The sequence below is a fragment of the Mycobacterium sp. genome, from assembly GCF_049585075.1.
Taxonomy (GTDB): domain Bacteria; phylum Actinomycetota; class Actinomycetes; order Mycobacteriales; family Mycobacteriaceae; genus Mycobacterium.
Window position 1 is genome coordinate 1 of the sequence record NZ_JBAUZA010000386.1, and the last position, 12,122, is coordinate 12,122.

Below are 12,122 nucleotides of genomic sequence, written 5' to 3' on the forward strand. Positions count from 1 at the left end.
CCCTCGGTGGACGCCGCCTCGGCCACCTCCGGCAGCGCACCGACCACAGCGTCGAGCAGATCGGCCACCCCGCGACCGTGCATCGCGCTGATCGCATATGGCTCACCGAGTCCCAACGACCACAGCGCAGCGGCATCGGATTCGTTTCTTTCGCTGTCAACCTTGTTGACGGCCAGAAACACTGGCTTGCCTGAGCGACGCAGGATACGCGCGGCAGCCTCGTCACCGGCGGTCGCGCCGACCACCGCGTCGACCACCAGGATCACCGCGTCGGCGGTGCGCATTGCCACCGCCGCCTGCTCGGCCACCAGCTGCTGCAGACCCGTGGCGTCGGGTTCCCATCCCCCGGTGTCCTGTACGACGAACCGGCGTCCGGTCCACAGGGCGTCGTAAGACACCCGGTCGCGGGTCACACCGGGCACATCCTGCACCACCGCCTCGCGCCGGCCTAGGATCCGGTTGACCAGCGTCGACTTGCCGACATTCGGCCGGCCCACCACCGCGACCACCGGCGGTGGCCCCGCGGCCTCACCCTCGAAATCTTCGGCGAATTCAACTGATTCCCAGTCGCTTTCATCGACCCAGGTACCGTCTTGGCTCATCTGACCGCCTCGCTTCGCTGTTGCACCAGCTGCAGCAGGTGAGCGATCACCTCGGATTCGGTCATCGCGCTGGTGTCGACGACCACCGCATCCGAAGCGGCCCGCAGCGGCGACACGGCTCGCGTCGAATCCAGGTGATCGCGGCGGCGCACATCTGCCAACACACTCTGGTAGTCGTCGGGTAGGCCGGCGGCGACATTTTGATCGTTGCGCCGCCGCGCCCGGGTCTCAGCAGATGCGGTCAGGAAGATCTTGACGTCGGCGTCGGGCAGCACCACGGTCCCGATATCGCGGCCTTCGACCACGACGCTGCCCGGGCCCTCAGCCAGCCTGCGCTGCATTTCGACAAGCCGGGTACGGACGGCGGGAACTGACGACACCGCTGACACAGCCTGAGTGACCTCGTCGCCGCGGATCTCCGTTGAGACATCCTCTCCGTCAAGGTAACTGCGATCTTCACCGGGGTCGAAGCCCACCGATAACTTGACGGTGGCCGCAGCTGCCCCGACAGCCGCCGGATCGGCCGGGTCGATTCCAGCGCGCAACACCGCCAGCGTGACGATGCGGTACATGGCACCGGTGTCCAGATAGCGGGCCTGCAACGCGTGCGCCAATCCTCTTGATACCGACGACTTTCCGGTTCCGGCAGGGCCGTCGACGGCGACGATGACACCGCTCACAATCTGACCGCTTTGTAAAGGTCTCCGATCTCATTGCGGCGCAATGGACGGATGCTGCCCGGACGCTGCTCCCCCAGTGACACCGTGCCGATGTCGGTCCGGACCAATGCCTGCACTGGAAACCCGGCGGCCTTGAACAGTCGGCGCACAATGCGCTTACGTCCCTCGTGCAGAGTGACGCGAACCATTGTCTTGCCGGGGATGGCGTCTACGACGGCGAAATCGTCGACTGTCGCGGGTCCGTCGTCCAATTCGATTCCGGCGCGCAGTTTTTTTCCGAGCCCGCGCGGCACAGACCCGCCGACCGTTGCCACATACGTCTTGGGCACTTCGTAGGAGGGATGCATGAGGCGATGCGCGAGCTCGCCGTCGTTGGTCAACAGGATCAGGCCCTCGGTGTCGGCGTCCAGGCGTCCGACGTGAAAGAGCTTCTGGTTGCCGCGAACCCGGTGCTCGACCAAGTCGCCGATGCAAGGCCGCCCGCGATCGTCCGACATCGTCGACTGCATACCGCGCGGCTTGTTCAACGCCAGATACACCAGCGAGTCGTCCAGGATCACCCGCGCCCCGTCAACGCGGATCACCGACACGTCCGGGTCGACCCGAGTGCCCAGCTCGGTCACCAGCTCCCCGTCGACCTCGACTCGTCCGTCGGCGATCATCTTCTCGGCCAGCCGTCGGGACGCAATTCCAGCCTGCGACAAGACCTTCTGCAGCCGGACGCCACGCGGCTCGCCGGTCTCTACCATCATTACTGGTCCACGTCGAACGACATCGGCTGATCGTCAGACGCCGGGCCGCCGGAAAGCTTGACGAAACGTGGCTCGGCATCTAGGGATTCGCTCAGGTCGTCGATCATGTCGACATCGGGAAGCAGCGGCGCGATGTCAGGAAGGTCGGTCAGCGACGACAACCCGAGCCGCTCCAAGAACAGCTCGGTGGTTGCGAACGTCACCGCGCCGGTGTCGGGGTCGGTGCCTGCTTCGGTGATCAGCCCACGCGCGAGCAGCGTGCGCATGACCGCATCGACGTTGACGCCGCGGACCGCGCTTACCCGCGCTCGGGTCACCGGCTGGCGGTAGGCCACCACCGCCAAAGTCTCCAGCGCGGCTCGGGTGAGCTTCGAGCGCGACCCGTCCAGCAGCAGTCGCTCGACATACGGCGCGAACTGCGCGCGGGTGTACATCCGCCATCCGCCGCCGGCCTCGCGCAGGTCGATGCCGCTGTCGCGTTCGGTCAGCGCATCGGCCATCACCCGTAGTTTGGCGGCGACCCGATAGGCCGGCTGCTCGGTGGCCGCGGCCAGCGCCTCGACCGTCACGGGGGTGTCGACAACCAGCAGCAGCGCCTCGAGCACCGCGCCCAGCTCGTCGTCGTCGAGCTGGGGCGCGGTCGCGACGTCGAATAAGCGCCGCTCCTCCTCATCGCTCCGCTCTGCATCGTCGCCGGCGCGGATTCCCAGATCGGGATCGGGCGCTTCATCGCCGAAGTCCGGTTCGGGCGGCTGGTCGGTCATGAGTATTGGTCTCGCAGTTCTTGAGCTTCGAGCGACTCGGCTCTGAGCAACGCTTCGCTTGTCGGTCGTTCTCCGGTCCACGAAACCTGGAGCACACCAAGCGCTTCTGACTGGTCGAATGCTACCGCCCTCGACCGATACAGCTCGAGCAGCGCCAGGAAGCGGCCGACGATCTCGATCGGAACCCGGCAGTCGGCGACCAACTCCGAGAACGACGCCCATTGCCCCGCCCCGCGCTTTTCCAGGAGCGACAGCAGCTGTTCGGCTTGTTCAGGCACCGACACCATCAGCTCGTGCAAGTGTTCGGTGGCCACCGTCGGCACCGGCCGCGGCGTGAATGCGATCGCGGCGATCTGGGCGAACCGCTCGGCGTCTACGCCCAGCATCACCTCGGGCAGCAGATCCTCGTAGCGGTCTTCCAGCGACACCGCGCGTGGATAGCTGCGCAGCGCGGCGGCCTCCAGCTCCGCGAACATCTGCGCGACGTGCTTGAACGCCCGGTATTGCAGCAGCCGCGCGAACAGCAAATCGCGCACCTCCAGGAGCGCCAAGTCCTCCTCGTCGGCGACCTGCCCGGACGGCAGCAGCCGGGCCGCCTTGAGATCGAGCAGTGTCGCGGCGACGACCAGAAACGCGGTGGTCTCCTCGAGCTCTAGCGCGGCACCGATCGCGCGGGTGTAGGCGATGAATTCATCGGTGACCTGATGCAACGCCACCTCGGTGACGTCGAGCCGGTGGGCGAAAATCAGCTGCAGCAGCAGATCGAACGGTCCCTCGAAATTGGTCAGCCTGACCTGGAAGCCGGTCTGGGAAGACGCCTCGCAGCTGACCCCGCCAGTCACGCGCCGAACCGGTCGATCACCTCGCGAGCCAACGCGCGGTAGGCGGCCGCGCCACCTGACCTCGGTGCCCACGTGGTGATCGGTTCACCGGCGACGCTGGTCTCGGGGAATCGGACAGTGCGGGTGATGACCGTGTCGAACACCATGTCACCGAAGCGTTCCAAAACACGGGCCATCACCTCGCGCGAGTTCACGGTTCGCGGGTCGTAGCGAGTGATCAAGATGCCGCTGATCTCCAGCTTCGGGTTGAGCCGGTCGCGCACCTTTTCAACCGTGTCGGTGAGCAGCGCCAGGCCCCGCAGCGAGAAATACTCGCACTCGGTCGGGATGATGACACCGTCGGAGCCGGCCAGACCGTTGACGGTGAGCAGACCCAGCGACGGCTGGCAGTCGATGAGCACATAGTCGTAGCGGTCCAATACCGGATGTAAGGCACGGGCCAGGGTCTGCTCCCGGCCGACCTCGTTGACCAGCTGGATCTCGGCGGCTGACAGGTCGATATTGCTGGGCACCAGGTCCATGTGCTTGACGCGGGTGTTCATCAGCACGTCGTCGATCGACACCCGCGGCTCAATGAGCAGATTGTGGATGGTGTGCTCGAGCTCGTAGTGCGGCACACCGAGGCCCGCGGACAGCGCTCCCTGCGGATCCAGGTCGACCAGCAGTACGCGGCGGCCGTATTCGGCGAGTGCGGCGCCCAGATTGATCGTCGACGTGGTCTTGCCGACGCCGCCTTTCTGATTGCACATCGCGACGACCTTGGCCGGGCCGTGCGACGTGCGCGGCCTGGGTTCGGGGATGGCCCGTGGTGGACGTCCGGTCAAGCCGACTCCGGTGCCGCTGTCGGCGTCGTCAGTCACGAGCGCCGCGGCTGCGCGCACAGCGACCCGGTGTGCGCGGCGTTAAGGAAATGGCGGACATCGCAGGAGAGTCTAACGGGTATATGCGCCCGCGCCGGGAGACCCGCAAACAATGTAACCAGCCAATTTGCCAGTCGCCCCACTATGGTGGCGGCCATGAGTCTGAAGCAGCGCATTCCGTTGTTGCGATGGTCGGTATGGCGGATGGCGACCGGGGCCCGCAACATCACTACGACGGGCCAAATCGGTGATGGGCGGGAAGCGGCCGCAGTCGAATACGTGCTCAAACACGCGCGCGAGGGCGACATCGACGACGTCCTGGCAACCATCGACCGGTTCGCCTATGAGAAGTCGATGCTGATCAACGTCGGCGACGAGAAAGGCGCGCTGCTCGACGCCGCAGTCCGGCGCGCCGACCCGAAACTGGCTCTGGAGCTCGGAACCTATGTCGGCTAGGGCGCGCTACGCATCGCTCGCGCCGCGCCCATCGCTCAGGTGTACTCGGTCGAGCTTGCCGAAGCCAACGCCGCCAACGCCCGTCAGATCTGGGCGCATGCCGGCGTCGCCGACCGGGTGACGTGTGTAGTCGGCACCATCGGCGACGGCGGGCACACGCTGGATGCGCTGGGCGCCGAGCATGGTTTCACCGCCGGCGCGCTCGACTTCCTATTTCTCGACCACGACAAGGACGCTTACCTCGCCGACCTGCAGAGCATCCTCGACCGGGGCTGGTTGCATACCGGCTCGATCGTTGTCGCCGACAACGTCAAGGTGCCCGGCGCGCCCAAGTATCGCGAATACATGCGTCAGCAGCAGGGCAAGCACTGGAGCACCACCGAGCACAAGGCGCACGTGGAGTACCAGAGCCTGATTACCGACCTGGTGTTGGAATCGGAGTATCTGGGCTAGCGCGCCCGCGGATGGGCTTCTGCCCACACTTCGCGAAGGGCGTGCACAGTGACCATCGTGTAGATCTGCGTCGTGGTCACCGAAGCGTGTCCCAGCAGCTCCTGGACGACACGGACATCAGCGCCGCCGTCCAGCAGGTGGGTCGCGAACGAATGCCTCAGCGTATGCGGGGACACCCCGGCGGTGATGCCGGCCCGCTCGGCGGCATCTTGGAGCACCTGCCAAGCGCTTTGCCGCGACAACCGGCCGCCGCGCGCATTCAGGAAGATCGCCGCCGTGCCGCGTCCTCGGCGTGCCAACTCCGGACGTCCGCGCACCATGTAGGCGTCGAGTGCCTGCACCGCCGGCCGTCCGATCGGGACCAACCGTTCCTTGCCGCCCTTGCCTCGCAGCAGCACCGAGCGCGCATGCGTGTCAACGTCGTCGACATCGAGCCCGACCGCTTCCGAAATTCGGGCGCCGGTGGAATAGAGCAGTTCGAGCAGCGCGCGGTTGCGTAACGTCAACGGGCCATCGGATGGGCTGTCGCCGCCGGCGCCGGCCAGCAGCGCGAGCACCTGGTCGAGGCTCAGGCTTTTCGGTAGCCGCCGTCCCGGTGTGGGTGGCTTGACAGCCTGCGCCACATCGATTTCGGCCAGACCCTCGGCGGCGGCGAACCGGTGCAGGCCGCGCACCGCGATCAGTGTCCGGGCCGCCGATACCGCCGAGAGCGGCACGACGCCGGAATCTGGATCACCGCGCCGCAGTGCCACCAGGAATTCGCTGACATCGTCCTCGCAGACCTTGGCCAGGTCGTCGATGTCCCGCAGTGTGAGGTGCTCGAAGTAGCGGCGCAGGTCGCGGCGATAGGAGCTCAAGGTATTGGCGGCCACGCCTCGTTCGATCGTCAGATGATCGAGGTAGCCCTGCAGCTGGGTCTCCAGCGGCACCGCCAGCGTGGTCACTGAGCAGCCTGCCGCGCGGCGAACGCCGTCGACTTGTCCACCCACGGCGCGTCCACCGGCCGCGGTTGCGCGACACCTTCCCTGACTGCGTTGGCGGCTAAAATCCCTGCTACTGCAATGGAATTGACGATCTCGCCGCTGAACACCAGGCGGACCGCCTCAGCCATGGGGTACCACTGCAAGGTCATGTCGGCTTCTTCGTCATGCGCTTCTGGCCGGTCTACCAGCGTTAAACCCGTTGCCAGATAAACCCGCACGGATTCGTCGCTGAAACCGGGTGTGGAGTCCAGATCGACCAACACCTGCCATGTGTCCGCCTGCAGGCCGGCCTCCTCGCGCAGCTCCCGGGCGGCGGTCAGATGCGCGGCTTCGCCGTTGACGTCGAGCAGTCCGGCGGGCAACTCCCATAGTCGTCGACCGAAGGGATGACGATACTGGTAGACCATCGGGATGCGGCCATCGTCGTCAATCGCGACGACACCCACCGCGCCGAAATGCTCCACGACCTCCCGCGTGACGAGCTTTCCGCCGGGCATCCGCACTTGGTCCTTGCGCAGCGCGAAAATCTTTCCGGTATGCAAGGTTTCGGACGACGTCGTCTCGAAGGTGTGCTCAGCCACGGGCAACAGGTTCGGGCTCGGACAGCGACTGGTCTACCCCGTCATGGTGCTCACTGCCGTTCGACGGCTGCTCGGGGATCTCCACCGGAAGGCGCTCTTCCGCCTTGTAGTCGATGGCCGCCCCGACGAAGCCGACAAACAATGGGTGCGGGCGAGTCGGCCGACTCTTCAACTCGGGATGGGCCTGGGTACCCACGACGAACGGATGCGTCTCTGGCGGGTATTCCACGAACTCCACCAAGTGGCCGTCGGGAGATGTCCCGGAAAACCGCAGCCCGCTTTCGGCGATCCGATCCCGGTATGCGTTGTTGACCTCGTAGCGATGACGATGCCGCTCCGACACCTGCGTTGCCTGATACGTCTGTGCCACAATGGAACCCGCCTCGAGCACCGCGGGATAGGCTCCCAGCCGCATCGTGCCGCCCAAATCGGCCTCGCCGGCGACAATGTCCTGCTGATCGGCCATCGTGGAGATCACCGGGTCTGGTGTCGCCGGATCGAACTCCGCCGAATTAGCCTGCGTCAGGCCGACGGAACGAGCCGCATCGATCACGATGCACTGCAAGCCCAGACATAGCCCCAACACCGGCAGACCCCTGGACCGTGCGTATCGAATAGCCCCGATCTTGCCCTCGATGCCGCGGATGCCGAACCCACCGGGAATCAGCACGCCGTGGACATCGTCGAGCAACGCAGCGGCACCGCTTGTCGTTTCGCAGTCGTCGGAACCGACCCAGCGGATTTCGACCTTTGCCTTGTGCTTGAATCCGGCGGCGCGCAGCGCCTCGACGACTGACAGATAAGCATCCGACAAGTCGACATACTTGCCGACTAATGCGATTCGGACCGTTTCTTGTGGATCGTGCACCCTGCGCAGCAAGTCATCCCACTCGGTCCAGTCGACGTCGCGGAAAGGCAGGTTGAGCCGGCGCACCACATAGGCGTCAAGCTCCTCACGATGCAGCACCTTCGGGATGTCATAGATCGACGGCGCGTCAGGGGTGGAGATGACGCCGTCGATGTCGACGTCACACATCAACGCGATCTTGTTCTTCAGTGGCTCGGGAACATCACGGTCGCAACGCAGGATCAGCGCATCCGGAGTGATACCGATGCTACGCAGCGCCGCCACCGAGTGCTGGGTCGGTTTGGTTTTCAATTCGCCCGACGGCGCCAGGTACGGGATAAGCGACACGTGCAGGAAGAAGACGTTCTCCCGACCCAGATCGTGACGAACTTGCCGGGCTGCCTCAAGGAAGGGCTGCGACTCGATATCGCCTACCGTGCCGCCGATTTCGGTGATAACGACATCCGGGCGGTTCCCGTCGGCGTCCGGCTTGGCCATCGCCAGGATGCGGCTCTTGATCTCGTCGGTGATATGTGGAATCACCTGGACGGTGTCACCGAGATACTCGCCGCGGCGTTCCTTGGCGATCACTGTCGAATACACCTGCCCGGTGGTGACATTCGCCGAACCAGACAGGTCGCGGTCAAGGAAGCGCTCGTAGTGGCCGACATCCAGGTCGGTCTCGGCGCCGTCCTCCGTGACGAACACTTCGCCGTGCTGAAACGGGTTCATGGTGCCGGGGTCGACGTTGAGGTAGGGGTCGAGCTTCTGCATCGTCACCTGCAGCCCGCGTGCGGTCAGCAGCTGCCCCAGGCTGCTGGCGGTCAGCCCCTTGCCCAGAGACGAAACAACGCCACCGCTGACGAAGAGATGCTTAGTGGCGGTCTGCGGATGCTTGCGCAATGTAGCGACCTCCGTGAATACGGCGCAGGGCTGGGGCCTGCCGACCCACGGAAATCCACCCTAACATCAGCGCCGCTGCCTCGTCGCTGACACGCCCGGAGGACGGGCCCCGCCTACTGCGCGATAGTGAGGCCGGTGGCGCCGTGACCGGTGCCGTACTGGCCGGTGTGGCCACCGTTGACCAGGTCGGCCAGCCCCAGCACCGTGGTGATCCGCCCGGACTCGGCGTTCACGTCGTCGACAGTGCTGATCGCCGACGTCACCACGGCATCAGCGCGGGCCACGGCCACGGCCGCCGTTCCACCCGATGAGCCGTCGCGTCCGGCCAGCAGCACACCCGAGCCGTGCGGCGCGAGCGCAGCGCCGAACCTGGCCACGCTGACACCCTGATTTCCGGCGTCGTCGCCGAGACCACCGCCGGTGATGATCGTCGCGGCATTCGCCGCGCCGATGTGCTGGTTTCCGTAGCCGATAAAGCCGGTATCACGCAGCGCCGCCAGCACCGTATCGCGCTGCCCGTCGTCGACGGTCGGGACGGCCGGGTCGCGGTTGATCAGCAGCGCGATACCCAGCAGGTCGCCGGCCTGCGAGCCCTGGTCGACCAGTTTGGTGCTCAGCTGGGCGCCGGCCGGCAGGATCGAGGAGTTGACGACGGACCGCAGTTTTTCCGCCGAGTTGGCATCGACGAACTCCTGGGTCAACGACACCGTACCGGTCACCGCTCCGCCGGCTTGTCCGATGATCCTCGACACGGCATCGACATCGTCATTGTTCGCATCGGGAGCGCGGAAAATCACCACCGACTTGCCGCTCAGCGCGTCATGCACCATCCGGCCTGCCAGCTGCGTATCGAAAGCATCTGCAGCGCTGATCTTTTCGTTCAACGCCTCCTTCTGGTCGTTGAGCGTGTTGATCTGGCCGTGCAGATTGCTGGACTCGTCACGCAATCCGGACACCCATGTGTTCGACAAGACACCCGAGCCCAGCACAACACCGACCGCCAGCGCAAGGAATACGGCGGCCAATGAAATTGCGTGCTGGCGTAGCGATATCACGTCTGTACCTGTCCTAGTGGACCCAGTGCTGCACCCAGAGATAGAAGTGGTTCCAGTAGTTGGCGGCCCAGTGCAGCACCAGGCCGTCGGTGCGCGACACCCACAGCGCAACGATGACCGAGATCAGCATCGTCAAGATCAACAGTGCGATCGCACCGGCGGAAATTCGATTGTGGTACAAGGTCGCAACCGCCTTGGCATCCACCACTTTCTCCCCGACACGCAGTCGAGTCAGGAAGGTTGACGGATTGCTCTGCTGACGCGACCGGTCGAAGAAGGTCTCGATGTTGGCGCTGTGCCCGGCGGTTACCAGCAAGGCCGCGCCGTGGTGGTCGGCCAGCAGCAGCGCCAGATCGGTGGGCGAACCCGCGGCGGGGAACGTCATCGCGCCGACACCGAGATCCTGGATGCGCTCCAGGCCCGGTGCGTGACCGTCAGCGTCGGCGGGCAAAACCACCTGAGCGCCGCACTTGAGCACGTCGGTGCTCAGCTCATTGGGATCGCCGACGATGAGCTGCGGGCGATATCCCGCCTTGCGCAACACTTCGGCGCCGGTGCCCACCCCGATCAGAACAGGTTGGTACTCCTTGATGAACGGTTTGAGGCGCTTGAGGTCCTCGGCGGCGTGATCCTCGTCGGAGACCACCACGACATGACGGCGACGGAGGTCGACGTCGACGTCGGGGATGCCGATCCCGTCGATCAACAGCGGGCTTTCGCTACGGATGAACTCGATCGTGTTGCCCGCGAACGCCTCCAGGTGGGCCACCAGTCCGGTCTTGGCCTCTTGCATCAGTTCGGCGATTTCCTGGTCGCTGCGCTCGGTGCCTCGGACCAAGCGGCGGTCGCCGGAGTACACCCCGCCGTTGAACAATCGGACCTTGGCGCCGTCCTTGATCTTCTTGAAGACCTCGGGCCCCGTCTCGTCGATCAGGGTGACACCGTTGGCCACCAGCACTTCCGGGCCCAGGTTGGGATACCGCCCCGACACCGAAGGGGATGCGTTGACCACGGCGGCGATCTCGGCATCGACCAGCGCATCGGCGGTGATCCGATCCAGGTCGAGCACATCGAGGACCACGATGTCCCCGGGGCATACCCGACGCAGCAGTCGGTCGATGTCGCGGTCGACCCGGGCCGTGCCGACGACGCCCGGCCGCTGGCCGCCAGAACGAGACAGGAGCGCTGTCATCCTCGTGGTCACACTCATGGGGGCGATTCTGTCGGGGAAGGTAAGCCCGACCGGGGAGGCGCGCCGTAACAACAGCCTCAGAAGTTATATCTTGTCACATCTGTCACACAATTGATTGCCGTTACGAGGTCGCAATCCGGTCACAGTCTGCGGCCTCGAGCAGCTCCCGCGCATGTGCGCGCGCCGTGTCAGACTCACCGAGCCCGGCCAGCATCCTGGCCAGCTCGGCAACCCTGTCGTCGCCGTCGAGCCGCCGCACTCCGCTGGCGCCGTTTTTTCCCGTGCTATCCACCATCAGGTGGACATCGGCGTAGGCCGCGACCTGTGGCAGATGTGTGACCACGATGACTTGGCGGTTGCGCGCCAACCGCGCCAGGCGCCGCCCGATCTGCACCGCCGCCCGGCCGCCCACCCCGGCATCGACCTCGTCGAACACCATCGTGGTGCCCGTCATTGACGCCGCCAGCACCACTTCCAGGGCCAGCATCACCCGCGAGAGCTCGCCGCCGGACGCGCTTTTCGACAGCGGAAGCACTGTGGTGGCGCGATGCGCAGTGAAGCCAAACTCAACCTGGTCGACACCGTCTCCGCCGGCATGGGCCCGCGCGCCTGAGGGTAGCGTTAGCCCGGTGGCATCGTCGTCGCCGGCGGGCATGGTCGTCACGGTGATGGTGAATTCGGCATCGGACATCGCCAGGCCCGATAGCTCGCCGGTGACTTCCTTCGCCAGACGCTTGGCCGCTTGCCTTCGCGCCTTGCTGAGTTCGGTTGCAGCGGAGGCCAGTTCGGTTGCCAGATCGTCGACTCGACGATGTAGGCCGGCCAGCGCCTCTTCGGAGACGTCCAAGTGGGCCAGCCGCCCTCGCGATTCGCCGGCCCATCGCAGCACGCCGTCGATGTCGGCGGCGTATTTGCGGGTGAGCGTGCGCAACTCGGCTTGCCGCGCCAGTTTGGTGTCCAAAGTGCTTGCATCGGATGGTAATTCGTTAAGGTAATCGCCGAGTTCACGCGCGGCGTCGCCGACAACCGTCAGCGCCTCGCTGAGCTGGCCCGCCAACCCACGCAACGTAGCGTCGTCGGTCGACTCCAGCGCGTTCTTCGCCCTGGCCAGACTGTCGGCCGCTGGCGTCGGCCCGCCGATCACCTCGGCAG

11 protein-coding genes and 2 pseudogenes are annotated in these 12,122 nt (G+C 65.5%); 1 reads left to right on the forward strand and 12 read right to left on the reverse strand.

From position 1 onward, the window contains the following. From WB785_RS18090 to WB785_RS18115, 6 genes are all read right to left on the reverse strand, one after another. A partial coding sequence (locus WB785_RS18090) for a GTPase (protein ID WP_424080675.1) occupies positions 1-602 on the reverse strand: 602 nt, incomplete at its 3' end. Continuing rightward, positions 599-1,285 (reverse strand): (d)CMP kinase, encoded by a 687-nt coding sequence (cmk, locus tag WB785_RS18095; protein ID WP_424080684.1) that lies wholly within the window; start codon positions 1,283-1,285, stop codon positions 599-601. The genes cmk and WB785_RS18090, both read right to left, overlap by 4 nt. Continuing rightward, positions 1,279-2,034 (reverse strand): pseudouridine synthase, encoded by a 756-nt coding sequence (locus WB785_RS18100; RefSeq protein ID WP_424080676.1) that lies wholly within the window; start codon positions 2,032-2,034, stop codon positions 1,279-1,281. Before WB785_RS18100 ends, cmk begins: the two co-directional genes overlap by 7 nt. Then, positions 2,034-2,798: an SMC-Scp complex subunit ScpB gene (gene scpB, locus WB785_RS18105; RefSeq protein ID WP_424080677.1), complete on the reverse strand. Its 765-nt coding sequence runs from the start codon at positions 2,796-2,798 to the stop codon at positions 2,034-2,036. Before scpB ends, WB785_RS18100 begins: the two co-directional genes overlap by 1 nt. Further along, entirely contained in the window at positions 2,795-3,640 is an 846-nt protein-coding gene (locus tag WB785_RS18110; protein ID WP_424080678.1) for a segregation/condensation protein A, read from the reverse strand. The genes scpB and WB785_RS18110 overlap by 4 nt, the downstream gene beginning before the upstream one ends. Next, the gene (locus tag WB785_RS18115; protein WP_424080679.1) at positions 3,637-4,500 is read right to left on the reverse strand and encodes a ParA family protein; all 864 of its coding nucleotides are present in this window, start codon (positions 4,498-4,500) and stop codon (positions 3,637-3,639) included. Before WB785_RS18115 ends, WB785_RS18110 begins: the two co-directional genes overlap by 4 nt. A 156-nt stretch (positions 4,501-4,656) precedes the next feature. On the opposite strand from WB785_RS18115, the pseudogene WB785_RS18120 reads away from it, so the two are divergent. Next, a pseudogene (locus WB785_RS18120) lies at positions 4,657-5,409 on the forward strand (O-methyltransferase). Here the strand turns inward: WB785_RS18120 and xerD are convergent. The 6 genes and pseudogenes from xerD to WB785_RS18150 all read right to left on the reverse strand — a co-directional run. After that, positions 5,406-6,353 (reverse strand): site-specific tyrosine recombinase XerD, encoded by a 948-nt coding sequence (xerD, locus tag WB785_RS18125; protein ID WP_424080685.1) that lies wholly within the window; start codon positions 6,351-6,353, stop codon positions 5,406-5,408. The pseudogene WB785_RS18120 and the gene xerD sit on opposite strands and share 4 nt — an antisense overlap. Beyond that, entirely contained in the window at positions 6,350-6,973 is a 624-nt protein-coding gene (locus tag WB785_RS18130) for an NUDIX domain-containing protein (protein ID WP_424080680.1), read from the reverse strand. The genes xerD and WB785_RS18130 overlap by 4 nt, the downstream gene beginning before the upstream one ends. Continuing rightward, positions 6,966-8,723 (reverse strand): CTP synthase, encoded by a 1,758-nt coding sequence (locus tag WB785_RS18135; protein WP_424080681.1) that lies wholly within the window; start codon positions 8,721-8,723, stop codon positions 6,966-6,968. Before WB785_RS18135 ends, WB785_RS18130 begins: the two co-directional genes overlap by 8 nt. Before the next feature lie 113 nt (positions 8,724-8,836). Further along, positions 8,837-9,778, reverse strand: coding sequence for a copper transporter (locus tag WB785_RS18140; protein ID WP_424080682.1), 942 nt, complete (start codon positions 9,776-9,778; stop codon positions 8,837-8,839). 13 nt (positions 9,779-9,791) lie between these two features. After that, positions 9,792-10,988 (reverse strand): putative cytokinetic ring protein SteA, encoded by a 1,197-nt coding sequence (gene steA / locus WB785_RS18145; RefSeq protein WP_424080683.1) that lies wholly within the window; start codon positions 10,986-10,988, stop codon positions 9,792-9,794. 103 nt (positions 10,989-11,091) lie between these two features. After that, positions 11,092-12,122, reverse strand: a pseudogene (locus tag WB785_RS18150) (DNA repair protein RecN); the annotation flags it as partial.